This window comes from Klebsiella sp. SYXHC3, assembly GCF_057196925.1.
The window spans coordinates 58,756-81,789 of the sequence record NZ_JBXUNG010000005.1 but is presented as its reverse complement, the minus strand read 5'-3'; the positions used below and the strand labels follow the sequence as shown (position 1 = coordinate 81,789).

Here is a 23,034-nt window from a genome sequence, read left to right as displayed (position 1 = left end):
TTTCAGGCGCCTGTCTCGTGATGAAACCTAAACGCATTACCATTAAAGATATCGCCGAACTGGCTGGCGTCTCTAAAGCCACCGCCAGCCTGGTCTTGAACGGTCGCGGTAAAGAGCTGCGCGTGGCGCAGGAGACGCGCGAACGGGTGCTGGCTATCGCCCGCGAGCAGCACTACCAGCCGAGTATTCACGCCCGTTCACTGCGCGATAGCCGCAGCCATACCATTGGTCTGGTTGTGCCAGAGATCACCAACTATGGTTTTGCCGTGTTTTCTCACGAGCTGGAAACCCTGTGCCGCGAAGCCGGCGTACAGCTGCTTATCTCTTGCACCGATGAGAATCCCGGTCAGGAGAGCATGGTGGTCAATAATATGATTGCCCGTCAGGTCGATGGTTTAATTGTCGCCTCTTGCATGCATAGCGACGCCGACTATCTGAAGCTCAGCGAGCAGCTGCCGGTGGTGCTGTTCGACCGTAATCCAAACGACAGCGCGCTGCCGCTGGTGATGACCGATTCACTGGCGCCGACGGCGGAACTTATCGCCCGTATCGCCGGGCAACACGCGGATGAGTTCTGGTTTCTCGGCGGGCAGCCGCGGCTCTCGCCCTCGCGCGATCGGCTGGCCGGATTTAGTCAGGGATTAGCCCAGGCAGGGGTTGAGTTACGCCCGGAATGGATCATCAACGGCAACTATCACCCAAGCTCAGGCTATGAGATGTTTGCCGCGCTGTGCGCCCGTCTCGGGCGGCCGCCGAAGGCGCTGTTTACTGCCGCCTGCGGCTTGCTGGAAGGGGTACTACGTTATATGAGCCAGCATAACCTGCTGGATTCCGGGATCCATTTAGCCAGCTTCGATGACCACTATCTGTATGATTCGCTATCGCTGCGCATCGACACCATCCAGCAGGATAACCGCCAGTTGGCCTGGCACTGCTACGATCTCATCAGTCAGCTGATCGACGGTAAAATGCCACAGCCGCTACAGCGCTATCTGCCCGCCACGCTGCAAATGCGTTATCAGCCAGCCAGATAATAACGGGCCTGGATCGTGGTTCAGGCCCGTACTGTTAACGGTTAATTGTCATCAGAAAGGTTTCGTTGGCAGATACTTTCCATCGAAAGTAATCACTGCACGATGTCCGCCTTCCGGATCGCTGACTTTTTTCACATCCAGCTTAAAATTAATCGCGCTGATGATCCCGTCGCCGAATTTTTCATGAATGAGCGCTTTCAGCGTAGTGTCGTAGACCTGCAGCATTTCATAGAAGCGATACATGGTCGGGTCCGTTGGTACGCGGTCTTCAATAGAACCTCTGACCGGGATGGTCTGCAGCAGCAAAACATCATCGTCGCTGAGCTCCAGTTTTGCGCCTACCATTTTCGCGACTTCGACAGGCAGCGGATGCTGGCCCAATAGCGCGGCCGTCACGAAGGCTTCGGATAAACCGGTGCCTTCAACCAGTTGTGCAAAGGAGAGATCCTTTTTGGCTTTAATCAGCAAAATTTTATTCGCTAACTCCAGACGAACTTCGCGGCTGACTTGTGACTGAATCATGGTGTGACCTCGTTATATCGTAGTGAAATGAAATTACTGACCGTAAACCGGCACCGCTCTGGTATCCGGATGACCGGCCAGCGAAATAAAAGCTCTGGCATTGCCGTCATAGGCGGCAATATCCCCTGTTTCAATGTCATATACCCAGCCATGTAGCGACAGACGTCCTTCATCAAGCGCCAGGCGTACCGCAGGATGGGTTTGAATATTCGCCAGTTGGGCAATGACATTTTCATGCACCATCGCCGCGGTTTTGGCCTGTGGATCGCGATGCTCGCGGGCATCGTTCACCACTTTTGCCGAATCCGCATATTGCAACCAGTGTTTGACGGCGGGGACATGATCCAGACAGCTACACTGCGCAATCGCCGTCATCGCCCCGCAATCGGAGTGACCGCAAATCACAATATCCGTGACCTTCAGGACAGCAACGGCATACTCCACCGAGGCCGACACGCCGCCGGGCTCCGGACCGTAAGAAGGGACAATATTGCCGGCATTACGGATGACAAACAGATCGCCGGGTTCACGCTGGGTAACCAGTTCAGGAACCATTCGGCTATCGGAACAGGAAATAAACAGCGTACTGGGGCTCTGCCGGGAGGCTAAACTTTTAAACAGTTCTGCGCGCTCAGGAAATGCATCACGTTGAAATTTAAGAAAACCGTCAATGATTTCTTTCATGATAATGTCTACCTCGCTGTGGAATGTCAGGGAGGTTACGCGCCGCGTGGCATAAAATAAAAGTCTTGTTTATAATCAAACTCATCCAAAAAACTTATGGATTGTAAGTGTGAATATTCGCTACGTTAGATATTTCCTCGCCGTCGCCGAACATCAGGGTTTTACCCGTGCGGCGGAAGCCCTGCATATTTCACAACCGGCGCTCTCACAGCAAATCAGGATGTTAGAAGAGAGCCTGGATGCGCAGCTTTTTGACCGTAGCGGCCGGCATATTCATCTAACGGACGCGGGAGAAGTGTTTTTGCAGTATGCCCGTCAGGCATTTCAACTGCTGGATGAGGGTCAACGCGCCATTCATGATGTCGCAGACCTCAGCCGCGGTTCTCTACGTATTGCCGTGACACCCACTTTTACTTCCTATTTCGTCGTCCCATTAGTGGCGGAATTTCATGCGCGTTATCCGCATATCACGCTGGATATTCAGGAGATGCCGCAGGAGAAGATGGAGGGCCTGCTGCTGGAAAATGAGCTGGATATTGGTATTGCCTTTGCCGGGGGGACCGCGCCAGACATTGTTTCCACCCCGCTGTTACAGGAAGTGCTGGCGTTGGTTGTCGCGGACCATCACCCGTTGGCCCGCGAAGAGTCCCTTTCTTTGAGCCAGCTCGCCGCGGAGGAGTTTATTCTGCTCAATCATCATTTCGCCACCCGGTTGCAAATTGACCACTGCTTACAGCAAGCCGGTTTTCACCCGCAGGTGACCATTGAAATGCACTCGATCAATGCCATCCTCGATATCATCCAGCGAACCCAATTAGTGACCATTCTGCCGCTAAATGTCGCCGCCCAGCGCACTGGCCTGGTGACCCGATTGCTTAAAGAAGCCGCGCTTGAGAGAACCGCGGTGTTAATGCAGCGCAAAGGCGCCCGACCAAAAGCTGCGGCGCGAATTTTCGCCGAAATAGCCCGGGAGCTGGCAGCCCAAATAGAAAGTTAAGCGTACGATGGCGCGGCCAGCATCTGGCCCGCCGCCTTCCTTCTGCAACAATCTTACCGTAGCCAGTATGACCATTTGCGCAAAACAGATTTCCCGCGATTGGCATACTGAAATTGTTAACAATATGTATAATTTTATCTGCTAAGCGGTATTCATTATTCCGGCTTGAACGTCAGCATTATTTTCATCCTACCTTATTCCCCCTGACAAGGAATTGACAATGAGTGAACGCTCTCATGACCGAGGTAATAGCCTTGCGATGGTCATATATAATCTACTCAACCCGGTGCCTTACGGCTTTTTTATCGCCGGTCTCATCTTCGATATTATTTATCTCTACAGCACTAACGTGATGTGGGGAAAATGCGCCAGTTGGCTTATTGCCCTTGGCCTTATTTTTGCCATCATTCCGCGGTTGATTAATCTGGTGCAGGTCTGGTTTTTTACTCCTCGACGCCCGGCGGCAAAAATTGATTTCTGGCTAAACCTTATCGCTATTATTGCCGCGTTGGTAAACTGTTTTGTTCATAGCCGCGACGCCTGGGCGATTGCGCCGCAGAACGTAATCTATTCATCGATTACCGTTATCTGTCTGCTTGTCGCCAATATTATCAGCTCCACTTGCCTGGCTAATAATAAGGGGATTCGCCATGAATAAAGTATTACTGCCCCTGCCCGTTATGCTCGCCACCGCGCTTGCCCTGTCCGGATGCGATGAGAAAGCGAAACTCAGCCCGGATCAGCAGGTAGGGCCCGATCCCGTAATGCCGAAGGCCCAGGATTTCCTGATGCCGCCGATGCAGGTTCCCCGCGGCGTGGGCTGGAAGAGAGATGGACAACCGGCGGTCGCCCAGGGGCTGAAAATAGAAAAAATAGCCGATGGATTCCTGCATCCCAGAATGGTCTATGTCCTGCCAAACGACGATATTCTGGTCGTTGAAAGCAACGGTCCTGGCGAGGAACCGCTGACTACGCCGAAACAGCTGATTGCCGGGATAGTGAAAAATCAGTCAGGCAAAGGTGGAAAAGGCGGGAATCGCATTACGCTATTGCGTAAAAACGCCAGCGGTTGGGAGAAACATATTTTCCTTGAACACCTGCACTCGCCTTTCGGCGTACAACTGATTGGAGATGATCTTTACGTCGCCAATACCGGCAACATCATGCGTTATCACTACCAGCCGGGGGCGACACATATCAGCGATGCGGGGAGCGAGCTGGCTGACCTGCCCAGCACCGTCAATCACCACTGGACCAAAGCGTTACTGGCAAGCCCGGATGGTAAGAAGCTGTATGTGGGCGTCGGCTCGAACAGTAATATCACTGAGAATGGACTGGATATTGAATATCGTCGCGCCACGGTTCTGGAGGTTGATACGGCAACCGGCGCAAGCCGTATCTTCGCCAGCGGTATCAGGAATCCTACCGGACTCGGTTGGGAACCGCAGACGGGCAAGCTTTGGGCTATTGCCAATGAGCGCGATGAAATCGGCGCCGACCTGGTGCCCGATTATTTAACTTCGGTGCAGGATGGCGGGTTTTATGGCTGGCCGTGGAGCTATTTCGGACAGCACGTTGACCGCCGCGTACAGCCGCCGCGCCCGGACATGGTCGCCAAAGCGATCAAACCGGATTATGCCCTGAGCTCCCACGTTGCGCCGCTGGGAATGCTGTTTTATACCGGAAAAATGTTGTCGCAAACCTATCAGGGCGGCGTGTTTATCAGCGAGCATGGCAGTTGGGACCGTTCGCCGCTGAATGGTTATAAAGTCAGCTTCGTCGCTTTTAAAGACGGCAAACCGGTCGGTAAACCACAGAGCGTGATCACCGGCTTTGTCTCTCGCGATGAGAAAGAGCTGTACGGCGCGCCGGTCGGACTCGCGCAGGATAATGAAGGGGCGTTAATCATTGCCGACGATGTCGGTAATACCGTCTGGCGCGTCAGCGCAAAATAAAATATCACTATCAATTTTCCGGCTTCCCGCGGTCAGGGGAGCCTTTTTTATGCCCTAAAATTATTATCCATAGATATTGCCGGGAATAATGGAGAAAACAAAGTGATAAGCTGAGTTATCAGGACCGCTATCGTAGTTGACTACACCAGAACAGGTTGCTGAGAAACATTCATCATCAAAGAGACGTAGAGCAGATGAACCATTTATCCGCAATCAGAACATTCGTTAGCGCCGCTGACTATAAAAGTTTCAGCGCCGCCGCCAAAGCCTTAAATATTGAAGTATCCACCGTCTCTCGCCATATTTCCGAGCTGGAAGAGTATTTACAGGTGACGTTGTTTAACCGCTCAACCCGTGGATTAGCATTAACCGAAACCGGGGCATTTTTTTACTCGCACGCCCAACAACTGTTATTACAATGGGAGGAAACCCGTCAGTTAACTTCCGCACTGGATAAACAGCCTTCCGGCCTGCTGCGGTTAAGCGTACCCAGTACCTTCGGCCGTCTGCACGTGATGCCTTTTGTTGATGAATTTCTTCGCCTGCACCCCAACATTTCGCTGGATATTAGTTTTAACGATGAAGTGCAGGATCTGATTGAAGCGCGCATCGACCTGAGTATTCGCATCGGCATTTTGCCTGACTCCTCGATTCATGCCCGTAAACTGGCTTCTCAGACGCGTTCAGCCTGGGCCAGCCCGCAGTGGATTGCGGAAAACCGCCCTTCTGCCACGCCGGGCGCCGACCAGCAGCAGATCAATATCGTGATGTTTTCTCGCCTGCATGGCGCCGGTTGGTATACCCGTAAGATGGGTTCAGAAGATGAATGGCAGCGCATCTCGATTAACTACCGACTGAGCGTTAGCGATAGCGCCGCCATGCTTTATGCCTGCGTCAATCACACCGGGATTGCGATTTTACCGAACTGGCTATCGCAGCAGGCAGAAGAACAAGGGCTCATTCAACGGGTATTCCCGGAGTGGGAATTTAGTATGTTCCCTGGCGAAACCGCCATCTGGATGCTGTACCCGCAAAACAGGAGAGTGCCGCATAAAGTCCGAGCCTTTATCGACTTTATGGTTGAAAAGATTGGGATGCCGCCCTACTGGGAGGAGGAGACTCATTAATGACGAGAGAGGTTGAAGCAGGGATGTGCCGGAGGAACCCAAAGCAAAAAGGGGTTACCTTTCGGTAACCCCTTTTCATATTTGGCGGAAGCGTAGAGATTCGAACTCTAGAACCCTTTCGGGTCGCCGGTTTTCAAGACCGGAGAAATATCATTTAAAATCAATATGATAACACAATCTTCTGGTATACTCAGACATTATCCTACACATATTTTTCAGTAGGTTATCCACTTCTCCGCAGATAGTATACCAACACTTTTTGTTTACCCTCTGTCATTTTCGGGGCTATATACGACAAGTAGATTTAGCTAACAAAATGGCATGCATGATTGAACAGTGTGTCCTCACAACTCAAATGATTAACACTCGGTAACTTTTGTATCCTGTTACCGGGTGGCTTAATGTCACCAAATGGCAATATTTGTTGTGTCTTAGACCTGATTCGGCACTCTTAAGGCACAGAGCCAAACATAATCTTAGAGTCCGCGCTGTACCAAAAGCACACGCTGGTAATTCGTGCCTAATATACTTCACTTAACGTATATCCCCGCTCTGGTACAGAATATGCAAATTAAATACCCAGGAAGTGGCAGGCTGAGTAACTAAATCTCCCTTAGAATATAAGATGATTTGGATCGGCACTCATTACACCATGCGTTCCAATTAACACCGCACAGCCAGTTGAACTTTGCTACTATGTGAGAGGTAGTACCTTCTATCCATTGCGGATTTAATTAATGGAATAAATGATTATGAGTGAAAATGATACAATCCCAAAGAAGTCTACAAGCCAGATTAACAACGCGGTATTCTATACATCTGCTTTGTTAATTTTCCTTCTTGTTGCCTTTGCCGCCGTATTCCCGGATGTCGCCGACAAAAATTTTAAACTACTTCAGCAACAAATCTTCACGAACGCCAGCTGGTTTTACATCCTTGCTGTGGCCCTGATTTTACTGAGTGTCACGTTCCTTGGACTCTCACGCTACGGTGATATCAAGCTGGGTCCGGACCATGCGCAGCCTGATTTCAGCTACCACTCCTGGTTTGCGATGCTTTTTTCGGCAGGGATGGGGATCGGCCTGATGTTCTTTGGCGTTGCCGAACCTGTAATGCATTATCTTTCGCCCCCCGTCGGCACCCCAGAAACCGTTGCGGCAGCCAAGGAAGCAATGCGTCTGACCTTCTTCCACTGGGGACTGCACGCATGGGCAATTTATGCCATTGTGGCGCTGATTCTGGCGTTCTTCAGTTACCGTCACGGTCTGCCTTTAACGCTGCGCTCCGCACTCTATCCCATCATTGGCGATCGTATTTATGGTCCTGTTGGCCATGCGGTTGATATTTTCGCTGTTATAGGCACGGTCTTTGGCGTTGCGACATCACTGGGTTACGGTGTTTTGCAGGTGAATGCCGGTTTGAACCATCTTTTCGGGGTGCCCATCAATGAAACGGTGCAGGTCATTCTGATCGTGGTCATCACGGGATTAGCGACGATTTCAGTGGTGTCCGGCCTGGATAAGGGAATACGTATCCTGTCTGAGCTCAATCTGGGTCTGGCGTTGTTGCTCCTGGCACTGGTCCTGTGTCTGGGGCCAACAGTGCTTCTGCTGAAGTCATTTGTGGAAAATACGGGCGGTTATCTTTCGGAACTGGTGAGTAAAACGTTCAACCTTTACGCGTATGAGCCTAAGTCGAGCAACTGGCTGGGGGGCTGGACATTACTGTACTGGGGATGGTGGCTTTCATGGTCGCCGTTTGTGGGGATGTTCATCGCACGGGTCTCCCGCGGGCGAACCATTCGCGAGTTTGTCACCGGCGTGCTGTTTGTTCCTGCGGGTTTTACGCTCATGTGGATGACGGTGTTTGGTAACAGCGCGATCCATCTCATTATGAACCAGGGGGCCACAGACCTCGCCAATACCGTTCAGCAGGATGTTGCGCTTGCCCTGTTTAATTTCCTGGAGCATTTCCCGTTCTCTTCCGTGCTGTCATTCATTGCAATGGCGATGGTCATCGTCTTCTTTGTAACGTCTGCTGATTCGGGGGCAATGGTTGTAGATACTCTGGCATCAGGTGGGGTGGCAAACACACCCGTCTGGCAGCGAATCTTCTGGGCCTCGCTCATGGGGATTGTTGCAATTGCGCTTCTCCTTGCGGGAGGGCTAAGCGCGCTGCAAACGGTGACAATAGCGAGTGCATTGCCCTTCTCCGTGATCTTACTGATATCCATATACGGACTGTTAAAAGCTTTGCGCCGGGATTTGACCAAGCGTGAAAGCCTGAGCATGGCGACAATTGCTCCTACGGCTGCACGTAACCCAATTCCCTGGCAGAGAAGGTTACGCAATATCGCGTATCTGCCGAAGCGATCTCTTGTGAAACGTTTTATGGACGACGTCATCCAGCCCGCCATGACACTGGTTCAGGAAGAACTGAACAAGCAGGGGACGATAAGCCACATTAGTGACGCAGTCGATGATCGTATTCGTCTTGAAGTCGATTTGGGCAACGAGCTGAATTTCATATATGAAGTGAGGCTACGCGGGTACAGCTCACCGACCTTCGCGCTCGCCGCGATGGAGAATGATGAGCAGCAGACTGAACAACATCGATATTATCGCGCTGAGGTTTATCTCAAAGAAGGCGGGCAAAATTATGATGTGATGGGGTGGAACCAGGAACAGCTGATTAATGACATACTGGACCAGTACGAAAAACACCTGCACTTCCTGCACCTGGTTCGTTAATAGCAACATGCCGTCCTGCGGGCGGCAATTATTTATCCCGGCCGCAATATGAGGGAATGCTGAATGATTTCTCGCTGGAAATGGATTCTGAAGCAGACATTTAAAAAACTATGGTTCAGGGCAACGTTATTCGCAATTGTTGCGATAATAACGGCCCTTTTATCTATTCTTTTTAAATCAATGATACCTGAGTCGGTTTCAGTGAAGGTTGGTGCGGAAGCAGTCGATAACATTCTGAACATACTGGCATCGAGTATGCTGGCAGTGACCACATTTTCACTGAGTATCATGGTCACAGCCTACGGTTCAGCCACTACTAATGTGACTCCCAGAGCTACGCGTTTAGTCGTTGAAGACGTAACCACGCAAAATGTACTGGCCACCTTCATCGGTTCTTTTCTCTTCAGTCTGGTAGGGATTATTGCCCTCAATATGGGAGCTTATGGAGAAAGGGGAAGAGTCATTTTATTCATTGTCACACTGGTTGTCATTGCCTTAATCCTCATCACATTGCTTCGCTGGATACAGCATTTGACCTCTCTGGGGAGGGTCGGTGAGACAACGGCAAAAGTAGAACAGGCGGCCATCGAAACATTTATTGCGAGAGCAAGAAATCCCTGTCTCGGCGGATATCCATGGCTTGAGAATAATAAACAGCCGACAGGAACGGTTGCAGTTTATCCGAAGAAGATTGGCTATGTTGAATATATTGATATGGTGAAACTCAGCAAGTTGCTGACCAATGATCCCCGTCATGTATACCTCGTGGCGCAACCAGGCAGTTTCATACATCCGTCCATGCCAGTTTTGTACCTGAGTCAGGGCCAGGAGTCATCAATCAGCACCGATTTACTTGAGACGATTATTGTCTCGGATGTACGTTCATTTGCTCAGGATCCCCGATTTTGTCTTAGCGTCATGGCCGAAATAGCCTGCCGGGCCCTTTCCCCCGCAGTGAACGATCCTGGAACCGCCATTGATGTCATTGGCAGAGGTGTTCGTATACTTTCCGCTTACGCGCAGAATAAATCTGATGAAATAGAAGTGAAATATCCTTCAGTACATGTTGCACCACTTCAGAATAACGATCTACTGGAAGACTTTTTCTCACCTGTCGCGCGCGATGGCGCCAGTATGAGGGAGATTCAGATAAGAGTCCTTAAAGGACTGTCTATGCTGAGTACGGGTTGGCCTGGGATGTTTGCTGAAGCCGCATATAACCTGGCATTTGAAACATTAGAGCATGCAAGTCGTGCTGACCATATAGATTCTGACAGATTTCTAATAAAATCAATTTATTATAATTTATTTGGTGGCGAAGATTCTAATGAAAAACCATAATTGCGGAGCAAGCTATTCGGTTGTTGGCAAGTCAAGGACAAAGCATTCACGTGAAAATGGGCGTCTGCTTTGTGCCAGGAGAGAACATTGTCAACGTTATAGCTCGTTAGGATATCTTCGAATACATTAAAGTGCTTATAACCGAAACCTGCATCACAATCATCTCTGCAGCATAAGTCCTGAGGCCTTTGAACAGACCTCATCATAAGGACAGAAAATGTTTAAGATCTTCGGGCTAGTCCAACTATAGGGCTGGATGCGTTAAACAGCGGCCGTACCAAAACCAAGTGAAACGGCTAGATTCGCAAAGCTTGTAAAAAGCCCTCCTGGCAGGCACACCAGGAGGAAATTACTTCGCGACGTATTGCTGTGTGCGTCTTAGCGCACTAACTATATACATTAAAACCTTTATCTTATGCTAGAAAAATTCGTCTGGTCAGATATGTCATTGCGCCTAATATCTCCGTTGGTGATACAATCCCGAGTCATCTTTTTCAATTAAAGAGAATTTACCTGCCATAAACCCCGACGATTTCAAGGGCTAACCGATATGCCTTATGAGTATCATCATGTTGTCTTTCTAATTCTGAAATCAGTGTTTCCATCATATTTTCTTTATTAATATCCTTCCCTTTAAATATTAACAATGCAAGACATTCGCCAAGAGCAAGAAATGCATGCTGATTAAACTCATTAACATCGAAGTGTGAAATCCCTATAGCTTTATAATTCAAACCCATTGTAATAACCCCACGTAGAAAAAGCAAAAACCAATAAATCTATAATTATAAATATTAGTTTGCAATGTTTATTGTACATTAGCAAATCACTCAGTACGTTTTTTTGATGTTTGCCGCACATTTAATCACATAGACTTTTATCATTGTGATTTTGAACTATAGTCATTGCAGTTCCAAACTTTTAGTGCGTACCGAAAAATCTCCTACACTTAGTCTGATAAAACGGTATCAAAAATTGGGGCATTAGAAATAGGCTGAATTGTATGATGCACTATTTTTCTTCTAATACAGATAATTTCTCCTCCAGTTCGTCTACTCTCTTAATCAAAACTTTTACCGCAGCCAGTGTGTCCATCATGATCACGTTATTATCCAGTTGCAGGCGATCGAATTTAACCTGAACGCCGTCTTTCATGTATGACATTTCGACGTTCTTCACGTACTGAGAGTCAACCTCCTGCGCCTGCTGTGCGATAATCCCCCGGCGCGTCCTTTCCTGCTCGTCGTCGTTATAGACGAACGTGACCAACTCAAGCGCCCTGATGCGCTCAACAGATAGCTGGCCGTCGGTCGGTTTGATGTTGTGCTTCATGCGAGCGTCAGACGTTCCCTGGAACTGCACGTTCCCGTTCTGACTACCTGCGATCCTTCCGTCGCTGTAAAAGCTCCACCATTGCTGGTTAGCGTTGAATCCCTGGACGCTAAACGTCAGGCGGTGGTTAGTGCCGACCTGTTCTTCAAACCACGCCGTCGCCATCCCTGCTTCTGCGCCTTTGCTGTCTTTGCCTCGCACCTTGAACCGCCAACAAGCATTAGGCGACGTCAGGATCGTGCCGTTCGCTGGCGCGCCAGGTTCATCGAATCGCGTAGCAATGAATCCCCACCAGAGATTGCCTTCAAGGGTATTAGCCCCGAACGTCCGCTGATTACCGTATACACGCCAGCCAGGTGACACGGCAAGCGCGCCGTCTTCGGGGATGATGCGATGCGTGTAGTCAGCCGTACTATTGCCATAGTGAAAATCAATGTAAGGCGTTGGCGCGGTTAGCTCGATATGAGACCCGGCAATCTGTACGCCGTTTAAATTTCCGTTAACCGTTAGGTTCTTGTCGACCGTCAGGTTGTTTTTAAAGGTGCTGCTTACATTCCACGTCTGCGCCTGTGTCCACGTGTTGGCCACCGTCGTCTTCGCTACGTCCTTCAGCGCCGTGTCAATGTTCTGCTGTCGCGTGGCGTATTCGCTCAGGAACTGCGCCCACGATTTCACCGTCCCCGTTGTACCGTCCGGCTTCGTGATCGTCACGTTGCCAACCCCGAACAAAAATTGTTGTTGGTTCGCAAGGTCTACATAAGTGCGGTCGAAGCACTTTTGAATGCTGGCCGCCAATTCGTCACTAATGTTAGCCATAGTGCCCCTCAGTCATATTTACTGGAAAAAATGAACAGCGCCGTGGTCTGGTAAACAAAACCAGCAGGACCAGCGGATTGAGCAACAGGAATTGCGTTATTAGACAAGAAATTCCCATAGGCTCCTGTGAAACTTCTGAATATTGTCCACAGCTGCCCGGTTCGCTGAGAAATAACCGAAGAGGCGCATGGCGAAACTGCAATAGGTTGCCCCATATCCCGCGGAGTCATATTCCCGCTAATAGTTGTGGTTTGGACTTCTAAAGGTTTCATACCTGCGTGATAAACCATCCGTCCTGACGCATCAAAAATAAAACCGCCATACCTGGGAACATCTATAACCATATTCCCAAAGGCGTAGACCGTGATATTTCCTGTTCCTGTAGTTCGGATTATCTGAAGGCATTTGAACCCGTTTTGTGAAAATTCACGCGTGATACATACAGCGTCATTGTCAAAGCGAATGAAAAACATGCATTGCATGTTGTCGGGTATACGCGATTGAAAAACATATCCGTTATTACCAGGAATAACGACCCGGTCAATAAGATTCATCGGCGTAAAGTCAGGACTCATCCACATGGCGCCGTTTTCAGCGACAATTTGCATTCCATACATAATTAGGAACCGAAGAAAAAAACAATTCGTGACATGTTGGGGTCCACGCCGTTCCACGACGCAGCCCCTCCAGAAATAGATACTGAAGGTGAACTGCCTGGCGTTCCTGTCCAGTCCGCTGTACCCACCACGTAATACCGTAGTGCTTTACCCGGTGGTGGATTTCCATAATTGACATAACCCGAAGCCTGCGTGTAAGAACCGAGAAAAAAAACCGGGGTGAATACCCCGGTTATATCCCTACCACTGGCGTCATACATTCGAGCGCCGTAGCCCATTATTTACAGTCCTTATTAGTAAATCCGGTCGCCAGCCAGTGCCCTACGGGGCGAACTGCCTGGACAGGCGCAACACGCACCTGCATGCGACCAAAGCGGTCATACCTGACCGCATTGATTTTTAGCTGGTACTGCCCGTTTACCGGATAGGTGTTGATTTTGTATGTCACCGTGCATTCAGTTGGCTTGTAACGCTGGTCTGCACAACCACTAACCAGGATGCTAATACCGCCCACCAACAAAACGCAGGACACCGTTTTGATCAAAAACTTTAAGCCCTGATTCATCCAGTTGAATCCTCCCTTGACCAGGTACATTGCTGTTCATTTCGAAAGCCCCATTTTTTGGCAAACGCCAGCCGGTGGAGCGGGGTTGATAGTTCGTTGACTGCAGGCTGTCAGAAATCTGACCAAAGTTAATCGTCAGGTTACGAGCCATTGCCTGCTGAAAATAAGCGCCGTTCCCGTCGATACCGAAGACCATATTTTTTTGATCGCCGTTAGGCACATAAACGCCAAACGTATCAGCCTGGACCAGGAACTGTGACTGGCCGCTGCCGTCAATCCCCAGTTGAAGACCCGCCACGTAGTTATTACCACCGGAAGACGTGCTGACCTTCAGGCCCCACTGCGCTCCCAGCTGGCCGTTTAAATCCGCCACGGTGGATGCCGTCTGCTGAACGGTCGCAGACATATCCCCGACCTGCGAGGTCAGCGTGGTGATTTGCTCCGTGGTTGATTTTTCCAGGTCGGCAACGGTTTTGTTTGTCGTGGTGATTGCCGCGCTGTTGTCGCCAATCATGCTGCGCATCTGGTTAAAGCCGGTCGCCATTGCCAGGCCGTTAGAGGCGATGGTTTCGTCCTGCCGGGTGATGCGCGATTCTGCATCACCCACACGCGAGCCGAGGCTGGTGATTTGCCCTGCCTGCGCGGTGATATCCTTCCCTTGCTGGGTCACGGTCGCAGTCAGCTGGGTAACGGCGTTCGCGGCGCCAGTGGCGGTATCCTGCGCCTCCTGTGCGTCGGTCACATCGACAATGCTGATATCGTCCAGATACAGCGAATAACCGGCTCCACCGTTCGGCCCCCTGGTGGAGATCCACATCTGCGCAATGCTCCGGTCGGCACCGACGGTCGCCACTCCCGTCAGGAGAACCCATTTGCCGCGCGAGATGTTTGTCTCGGAGATACGGACGGCTTCCGGCCACTGGTTTGCGCCGCCATTCTCTCCGCGAGCAAAGAGGCCGACAGACACGTTCCAGCCGTTCGGTGTCGACATATCGCTGGCCATGTAAGCCCAGAGAGAAAACCGATACTTACCGCCACCGCGAACAGCAAGCCAGTTCCCGATCATCTTGTCGCTGTTGCCGTTCTCGCCGTTGTTACGCGTGATTTTGAGCGACTTCTGGCCATTGCGGTAAACATCGGTCGAGACGCGCGCCAGCGAGCTGCTGCCCAGCTGCTGGTTTGCGGTGTATGACTCAAAGGAACCATCACACCAGGGGTTTAATCCCTGACTCTGCAGCGCACCGATTGAGGCGTTGACCGACGTGATCGCGCTGGCATTAGAGGCAATATCTTTTCCCTGCTGTGTCACGGTCGACTGCAGGTTAGATACGGCGCCAGCCGTGGCATCGAGATCGACCCGGTCCGTAATATCGATAACGTACACATCATCGATATAAATTTCGCCTGCATTCAAAAACGCGTTGATGCTGACCGACATGGTGCCGTCTTTAGTGGCGGTCCATGTGTTGCTGTACTCCTGCCATACTGAGCCCGTCGGCATGGTCGCTGGGTCGAAACGCGCCTCAGCGATTACAGAGCTATCGAGGTATGCAAATCGAACCTTGTTATTCGGCTGCGTGTTCGGTTGCATAGTCGACCCGGCTTTGGCACGAAGCCACGCGCCAAATTTATACGTGCGACCTTTAACGGCAGCAATTACAGAGTTATTCGATAACAGTGTTGGGCCCGTTGACGCCACGTATTTAACGATCTTCTTACCGCTGTGCGGGTTGGTAGCTAACATGACCGTCGCGGGCGACGGCGCGGTCCAGTTGTCAAAGTCCCGCTCGAAACCTCCGTTTAAAATCAGGTTGCCCGTGATTTTGTTATCCACGTCAGCCATTGCTGCGTTCAGGCTTGCAGAAACGGCGGTCGTGGCGCTGGCATTCGCAGCAATATCCTGGCCCTGCTGCGTGACCGTCTGCTGCAGCTGCGTGACCGCAGACGTATTCGCATCGACGGCCACCGCATCGGTGATGTCATATATGGCGATGTAATCAATCTGAATGACCGACGCGTTCGGGTAGCAGTAGAGCGCAAAAACAGAACCATCCACTGTCGCCGACGATGGCGCGCTAAACTCAGCGGCGTACGTCGCCCAGGTATCCGTGGCGGAGAACTGGCGGTTTTCATACGTCCCGGCCACATTCCCCAGGTAGTTAAACCGGCGAACCATGAAATTCATCGCGCCGGATACGCCCTTCGCCTTAACGATGACCTGGTAGCGGCGTGGGGTATTGTGTGGCAGCGGCGCTTTCTGGTTAGCAAAGAGGCCGGTATACAACGTGCTGTCGAGCTGCGTCATCTGGACGCCGGGTTTACCGTCGCCAAAGTCGCCAAACTCCACCTGGTTACGCGTATTCCCCTGGACACCCCACAGCGCCGAGCCGCTCATAAAATTAAAATCGTTTGCCAGGTTCTCGCCGCGATTGAGCATCGCATTCACCGCGCCGGTGACAGAGGTGATCGCCTGGCTGTTCGTTTCAATTTTCCCTTCCGCTGCCGTGGTTCGTTGCGTCAGGGACTGAATTGCGCTGCTGTTCGCGCTCTGCCCGGATTCAAGGTTCGACACCCGACCAGTGATGGCCGTAATCGCCTGGCCCTGGCTGGTAATGGTGTTGCCCTGCTGCGTCACTTTCGCATCCAGCTGGGTCACGGCACCGGCGGCAGCGTCGGCGGCAGTCTGTGCGCCCTGCGCGGCGGTGATCTCCCGGCAGTGGAAATCAGTTGCATACCAGACGGAGCCAAACGGCGCGTTCTGGTTCACCTGCAGGAATGGGCGCATGTATCCACGTGGGAAGTTGGACGGCACCGTCCAACGGTATTTTTTCTCCGTCCAGGTCTGAGTGGGCGCAACGCTACCCGGTAAAGCAGCATAGGCCACGGCACCCGTATTCGGTCCCGTAGCCGAGCCGATGTACATGTTAAATGCGGCGTTGGAACCTGCCTTTGCCGCTACCCAAACCGAAATCTCGAATACCTGTCCCGCTTTTACCGGCCACGGTGGCGTATTGAGCTGGTGATCGCGTGAGGCCAGTCGCGCTACATAGCGACGCGGAGCGCCTGCCGGGATGTCAGCATCATACGGGATACCATCATCGTCGTTGCTGTCTACCGTATCCCTACGGGTAAAGCCCATCGACGGATATGCGGGGTCAAATGTCGGGTTCAGAATGTAGTCGCCACCGGCTGCCGTCTGCGAGTTCAGCGCTACATTAATCCCGGTGATCGCCGTTCCCTGCGATTCAATTTTCCCCTCAGCGTTGGTAACGCGTGTATCCAGTTTACTCACGGCATCGGCTGTCGCCGCTTTGGCCAGCCCTTCCTCAACCGTCGAAACACGCCCTTTCAGGCTGGTGATGGCCTGGTTCGCCGCCGTAATATCCTGGCCCTGCTTGGTCACGGTGGCGCTGAGGTCCTGTACTGTCGAGCTATCGGCCTTCTGGTCGATTCGTTTCCCCAGGTCTGTGTTAACGGTATCGATTCTGCCGGTCAGTTGCGTTAGCGATTTACCCTGGCTGGTAATCGTATCGCCCTGCTGGGAGACGGTTGTCTGCAGGTTGGTCAACGCTGTCGCGTTCGCGTTAATATTTTCCTGGTCGGTAATATCAATGACGAACATGTCATCGATATAGAGCTCCCCGGAGGCAAGGCGAGCCATAACGCTCATCTGCATAACGCCCGATTTATTCGCCTTCCACTTAGCAAATACCTCTGTCCAGACGGAACCAGTCTGCAGTTTTGTTGGGTCAATACGGGCTTCCTGAATCTGCGAATTGTCATTAAACGCAAACCGGAATTTGTTACTTTGCTCGGAGCCAGTAACGATAGCCGTCCCGTCTTTCGCTCGAGCGAAGCCTCCAAACTTATAAGTCCGGCCAGCGACGACCGTCACCATCGTGGTATTGCGTACCTCATCCAGCTGATCATTGTGAGCTTTGAGGTAAAGAATTTTTTTACCTGAGCTGGGTTGTTGGGCCGTATCCACACGAACATCGGTCGTTGAACCTGTCACCCAATTATCAAGGCCACGCTCAAACCCACCATTCGGGATTAGGTTTCCGGCCAGCTTGTTGTCTGCGTCCTGTTTCATCGCAGAAAGATCTGCTGACAGGCTCGTCGTCGCAGCAACGCTCGCAGCAATATCCTTACCCTGCTGCGTGACGGTGGCCTTCAGGCTATCCAGCGCGGCGGTGGTGGCTTTCTTCGCCACCTCGGCATTGGTGGCATCAATACGCCCACCCAGGCTGGTGATCGCGCTGGCGTTGGTGGCGATGTCGTCACCGTTCTTCGTGACCTGCGACTGCAGATCCTGCACCGCTGATGCATCGGCTTTACCGGCGATACCGTTTGAGGCGGTCAGCATGAAGCCCTGCAGGTAAACGCGAGCGGTCGACGGCGTCCATCCTCCGCAGGCCATGCGCAGGTAGCACCATTTCCCTTTGAAGTCATTCGGGATCGTGAACGTCAGCGTGCGGGTCTGGTAGCCGGTGGTGATGCCTGCAAACCAGTTGTTGTCCTGAGCAAGCCATGCGGTCGGGTTCCCCCAATTCTCAATCAGGCCCATCGTAAAATTCTGGGTCCCGATGCTGATCGTCGCGTCGTCCGTCTTGAATCCGAAGGTGAGCGTCAGTACCTGACCGGCTTCGACCGGGATTTTTGTTCCGTTGGCGATCCGCATCGCCGGCTCGGTCGTGGTGAGACCTTTCATCACCGCGTCATAGACCGGTGCACCCGCGCCTGTGCCGGACAGCTGCCAGTTATCCGCTTTATTAATCAGGTCGCCATTCAGCAGGAGGTTGCCGGTCGTAATCTGTGACTTGAGCGCCGTCGTCTGCTGCGCCGTGGTGGCCAGCGTATTCTCGGCAGTCGTGACGCGGGTCGTCAGTTGCTGGACGGCATCCGAGCTGGCGCTGTCTGCCGGTGCCTGGCTCCAGTCGCTCACAATATTCCCGGATTCAAACATCGGAGAGCTGATCCACGCTTCGCGCGCTGCAGCTGCGCCGTCGAGTCTGGCCACAACGAGATACGCCGTCCCGGACAAGCCAGGTTTGCGTTTGTATTTAACCCAATAGCGGCTCCAGGACGTGGAGAGCGTCACGGTCACATCGCCGTTATACCCGGCTGGACGCTCCACAATAACGCCCTGGCTGGTTTCAGCGCGGATAGTGGCATCCGGCGTATTCAGGAAACAACGAACCGGCGTCTTGTCCGTCTTCGCTTTCGCATAGAACGACAGAACATACTCGGTACCGTCAACCGGCGCGGCCAGCGTGTAGTCGAGGACGGCGAAATCAGTCGCTCCGGCGGCACGCGTCAGGATGCGAACCGCGTTACCCCGGTAACGTTCGGTTGCAGATGGCGATTTGCCGGTCAGTTCCCCGGAGTTGGGTATCAGGTTTACGCCGCCGATTCGGATGTTATCAACCTTCGATTCCACCCCGGCAATCTGGCTGGCGTTGGCCTGAACTTTGCCGTCGATAGTCTGGACGTCACCCTCGATTTTCTGGATGGCCAGCGTATGGCCAGCAATGACGCCGTTCGCTGAAACAAGGTCCGCTGCAACCTGATCCGTTTTCGAGGCAGTCGACTGCAGGTCGCTCGCCAGCGTATCCATGCGCTGGGTCGCCGCTGCCGTGGATTTATCATAATCGACGCGCAACGTATCCACGCGGGAGCCGATGGCCTTCTCCGCCGTCACGCGGATTTTCCGCTCTTCGAAAAGCAGGCCAGAAACCAGTTTATTCGGGTCTGTCCCTTCCTCGTTGCCGCGCAGCTGCACCGCCAGCTGGTTACGCTCCATTGCCTCAGCTGAGTCGGCAGCAGTCATCGCCGTTTTCAGGTCCTGAATCTGCGCCTGCGATGCACCAGGGGTCGGACGCCCAACGGCCAGCCAGTTAACGGCATAGTAGTTATCTGCGTCAGCCGCTCCCCCCTGTGAGAAGTCGAGACGCAGGCGACGGATGCTGCCGGAGGCCTGCCACGGGATATCCGGGATCGCGATAATGCTGATACCTGTGGACGGGTCGAAATCCGGTGCTGGTAGCACCAGTCGGCGTCCCTCGGTCCAGCCGGTTTCATCAGCACCAATCCAGTACAGCCGACCGCCCCAGGCCGGGTTGCCGATTTTTTTGATGCGCAGGCGAAGGTACTTATAGGCGCTGCCGTCAATCAGCGTGCCAGCGCCGGATGGGCTGCGCATGGTCGAAATGGAATCCGCAGGAAGGAGCCACCCGTCATCAGTTACCGGTAGCGGTTTCGTGCCACCGTCGTCAGAACTCCACCCCTCGTTGTCCTTGTCGAAATACCAGATTTTGAGGCTGTCGAATTGTTCGCCGGTACCGGCTGAAATCGACGCCATCTGCTGCGCCAGGCTGTCAAATCCATCCTGCATCGTGACGTTCGTCGTCTCAATCGCCGCTTCAACTTCGCGTTTGGCACTCAGCAGGTTATCGGCGGCCTGCTTCGCCACGGCGGCATCGTCCGTTTCGGCTTTCGCCACCGCTGCAGCAGTGTCGCTGGCCGCTTTCTGCGCCGTGGCAGTGTCGCCTGCAACGCGGTCTTTCACTTCCTGCGCCAGCTTGTTGGTCGTGTCGTTGGTTTTGGCGATGTTGGCAGCCAGGTCCTTGCCCTGCTGCGTGACGATGGCCCCCTGCGCGGCGACATCCTTCGCCGCCTGGTCAGCGGTGCCCTGGGCGGCGTCCGCAGCCTGTTGCGCGGCGTCGGCGGCAGCGCTGTTGTCCTGGATGCCCTTGTTCAGTTCCTCGTATGTATCCGAGCCTTTAAGCGCGTCGTCGAGCTGCTGGTAATAATCAGAAACGTTATCGCTGGACATTCCATGCACCCAGTCGGTCCACGGCGAGGCATTGCCCAGGCGGTCAACCAGGCGCGCGCGGTACCAGAACTGCGTGGCAATCTGCAGGCCCATCTGCTGATACTGTTTGCCCGGATACGCTAAATCGGTCAGCGGCATCGCACCGTTCCCGCTCTGGTCCGGGCTGTACTGCAGTTCGGTTCGCTGGGTATCCTCTGCGCCTGCAGGGAATTCCCAGCGAATTTCGATACCTGCGGTCAGTGAAACGGTCGTCAGCGCCAGCGGCGGCAGCGGTTCGCCGACTTTCCCGGTCAGGGTCTTCTCTTCCGAGTACGCCCAGCCACTGGAAATTTCCGCCGCGTTGATCGCACGGACTCGTACCAGATAGCGACCGGCATAAATGCCGCTGACCTCAAATGACGTGGTCGAGCTGCGCGGCACGTTAATCCAGTTGCCGTCATTGCGGCGCCACTGAGCCTCATAGGCGATAGCGTTTTGTACCGCGTCCCAATTGGCCTGCAGGGTTTCGACGCTGATCCCCTGATTCACCACGGAGAAGGACGTCAGGAGGATGCCATCTGGCGGAGCCTGGTTGCCAGGCGGGATAACACTAATCGGGCGCTGGTCGATGATCGCGCCGTTATCGATACGCGGGAATTTATCCGGGTCGTGAGCCACGCCGGTGATGGTGAGCGTGCCGTTATTGTTGTCCTTTACACCGATAACGCGGTACTGCTGAGGCACCAGGTCGGTATATTCGACGATCCAGACGCACTCCGCCTCTGGCGTCTCGCTGTATGCCGTTGTGACCGTCACCTGCCGACGACCGTTCACCGACTGAATGGTCCGGGCCTGCGAGATACCCGACGGCAGATTCAGATGCAGGCGGTCGCCCTCTTTTGCATCGATATCACGGTCTAGCGTGATGACGCGTCCATTCACCGCGCTGATACGACCACCATTAACTCGACCGGCCAGGCGTTCGTCGCCCAGCCCAATGATGTAACCCGGCTGCGGGATTCTGCCATCAAGGCCAACATCAATTTCGACCAGGCGGTCTTTGTTGTTGGTCAGAATGGCCCATAACCCTTTGCGATGGGCTTCACTCTGCCGCGTACATCCAATGGCCGTGACTTCCACCTGATTAAAGCTGTAACGGGAAACCAGCTCCGGGATAAATGCGGGTTCCATCGCATCGGCATAGGCGTTATCCGGGTCAGACCATGAAACCAGGGCATTGGTGTACCGAGCCTTACTGGTGCTGCTGGAATAACGAGGACTACCGATAATATTCGCGCGCGTATAGTTGAAATCGACATCACGCGGCATATCGGCCTGCACGATAATCTGCTCACCACTCCAGCAGGTCATACCCCGGAAAATAGCAGCAAAATCGCGCAATACGGTGTAGGCGTCGTTGCGTTCCTGCACATAAACGTTACAGGTATGGCGAGGCTCCATACCATCGCCGCCCCTGCCATCGGGTATCAGCTGATCGCAATACTGCGCAATCTGGTAAAGCGCCCATTTGGAAATATTCGCGCTGGTCAGACGCTCACCAAGACCGAAGCGCCCCTCAACGACGATGTCGTAATAAATCCACGCCGGGTTGTCGGTCCATGCCCATTTAAAGCCTCCTGTCCATGTACCGGTGTATTCGCGTGTTTCCGGGTTGTAGTTATCCGGGACACGGATAACACGCCCACGCGGCTCGCAGGAGATTTGGGGGATGGAACCATTGAACTGGCTGGAGTCGAATTCGATGTACAGCAGCGCGGTGTGTGGGTAACGCAGCTTCGCGTCAATAACTTCGGTGTAGCTCTGCAGCGTCATGACATCGCCGATTTTGACGCTGTTCGCGTCCGGCGATACCTTGCGAAGACGCAGCGTCCAGGTGCTGCCTGCCTGCGGTAAATCGATGCGGTGGCTACGTTCATACCCGGAAGTCGTTTTGCCGGAGACGGCGGTTTCCAGTACGGTCTGCCAGGCTCCGCCATCCGTCTGTAAATCGATGGCGTATTTAACGGTATTCCCCACCACATCGCCGTCGTCTTCCTGTTTCATCAGGGATGGCCATTTCAGGCGGACGCGAACGGCAGAAAGCTGGGTATTGGTGAATGTGTGGGTCCAGGCTGTCTCGCTGGAAACTTCAGTCCCTACGCTAATTTCATTTTCAGTGCCGGGAATACCCTGAATATAATTTTGTGCCTGCGTACCCGGTCGGAAATCCCACGCAACTCCGCTAAAGTTTTGCGAACCGTCGGCATTCTCCAGAGGGGTGCCATCGAGATAAATATCTTTCCCGGTTAAACCTCCCGCAAATTCACCCTCACCTAATGCGATAAGAATTTTGGCTTTTGCTACAGACTGTAAATCGTCCGGCTGTTCCGTCGGCGTGCGCTGTTTAGAGCTGCCACCCTTGCGCCCTTTAATTATGTTATTTGCCATATTACGCCCATAAAAAAAGCCACCGCAAGGTG

At 52.9% G+C, this 23,034-nt stretch carries 13 protein-coding genes; 7 read left to right on the top strand and 6 right to left on the bottom strand.

Annotation, left to right across the window (positions count from 1 at the left end):
* Positions 1-20: 20 nt before the first annotated feature.
* Positions 21-1,034: a LacI family DNA-binding transcriptional regulator gene (locus AC2CGP_RS14565; protein WP_015367353.1), complete on the top strand. Its 1,014-nt coding sequence runs from the start codon at positions 21-23 to the stop codon at positions 1,032-1,034.
* Positions 1,035-1,085: 51 nt separating this feature from the next.
* Here AC2CGP_RS14565 and cynS read toward each other — a convergent pair whose 3' ends face one another.
* Positions 1,086-1,556 (bottom strand): cyanase, encoded by a 471-nt coding sequence (cynS, locus tag AC2CGP_RS14560; RefSeq protein ID WP_015367354.1) that lies wholly within the window; start codon positions 1,554-1,556, stop codon positions 1,086-1,088.
* A gap of 33 nt (positions 1,557-1,589) precedes the next feature.
* A complete protein-coding gene (locus AC2CGP_RS14555; RefSeq protein WP_015704921.1) occupies positions 1,590-2,240 on the bottom strand; it encodes a carbonic anhydrase in 651 nt (216 codons plus the stop codon).
* A 109-nt stretch (positions 2,241-2,349) separates the two neighbouring features.
* On the opposite strand from AC2CGP_RS14555, the gene cynR reads away from it, so the two are divergent.
* From cynR to AC2CGP_RS14525, 6 genes are all read left to right on the top strand, one after another.
* On the top strand, positions 2,350-3,237 hold the full coding sequence (cynR, locus tag AC2CGP_RS14550; RefSeq protein ID WP_020079229.1) for a transcriptional regulator CynR: 888 nt from the start codon (positions 2,350-2,352) through the stop codon (positions 3,235-3,237).
* Between the two features lie 220 nt (positions 3,238-3,457).
* Entirely contained in the window at positions 3,458-3,895 is a 438-nt protein-coding gene (locus tag AC2CGP_RS14545; RefSeq protein WP_015704919.1) for a DUF2231 domain-containing protein, read from the top strand.
* On the top strand, positions 3,888-5,192 hold the full coding sequence (locus AC2CGP_RS14540; protein WP_484502380.1) for a PQQ-dependent sugar dehydrogenase: 1,305 nt from the start codon (positions 3,888-3,890) through the stop codon (positions 5,190-5,192). The genes AC2CGP_RS14545 and AC2CGP_RS14540 overlap by 8 nt, the downstream gene beginning before the upstream one ends.
* Positions 5,193-5,386: 194 nt before the next feature.
* The gene (locus AC2CGP_RS14535) at positions 5,387-6,319 is read left to right on the top strand and encodes a LysR family transcriptional regulator (protein ID WP_015367359.1); all 933 of its coding nucleotides are present in this window, start codon (positions 5,387-5,389) and stop codon (positions 6,317-6,319) included.
* A gap of 752 nt (positions 6,320-7,071) precedes the next feature.
* Positions 7,072-9,069 (top strand): BCCT family transporter, encoded by a 1,998-nt coding sequence (locus AC2CGP_RS14530; protein WP_171825227.1) that lies wholly within the window; start codon positions 7,072-7,074, stop codon positions 9,067-9,069.
* A 63-nt stretch (positions 9,070-9,132) separates the two neighbouring features.
* Positions 9,133-10,410, top strand: coding sequence for a DUF2254 domain-containing protein (locus AC2CGP_RS14525; protein ID WP_428891096.1), 1,278 nt, complete (start codon positions 9,133-9,135; stop codon positions 10,408-10,410).
* A gap of 509 nt (positions 10,411-10,919) precedes the next feature.
* On the opposite strand, the gene AC2CGP_RS14520 is transcribed toward AC2CGP_RS14525, so the two are convergent.
* The 4 genes from AC2CGP_RS14520 to gpJ all read right to left on the bottom strand — a co-directional run bounded on the left by AC2CGP_RS14520 (position 10,920) and on the right by gpJ (position 23,002).
* Entirely contained in the window at positions 10,920-11,150 is a 231-nt protein-coding gene (locus AC2CGP_RS14520) for a hypothetical protein (RefSeq protein WP_171825225.1), read from the bottom strand.
* A gap of 271 nt (positions 11,151-11,421) precedes the next feature.
* Positions 11,422-12,558 carry a tail fiber domain-containing protein gene (locus tag AC2CGP_RS14515; RefSeq protein WP_142961992.1) on the bottom strand — a complete coding sequence of 379 codons (1,137 nt, stop codon included), beginning with the start codon at positions 12,556-12,558 and terminating at the stop codon, positions 11,422-11,424.
* Between the two features lie 8 nt (positions 12,559-12,566).
* Positions 12,567-13,166, bottom strand: a complete 600-nt coding sequence (locus tag AC2CGP_RS14510; RefSeq protein WP_319840636.1) for a hypothetical protein — start codon at positions 13,164-13,166, stop codon at positions 12,567-12,569.
* Between the two features lie 509 nt (positions 13,167-13,675).
* Positions 13,676-23,002 carry a TipJ family phage tail tip protein gene (gene gpJ, locus AC2CGP_RS14505; protein WP_484502379.1) on the bottom strand — a complete coding sequence of 3,109 codons (9,327 nt, stop codon included), beginning with the start codon at positions 23,000-23,002 and terminating at the stop codon, positions 13,676-13,678.
* Positions 23,003-23,034 lie beyond the last annotated feature (32 nt).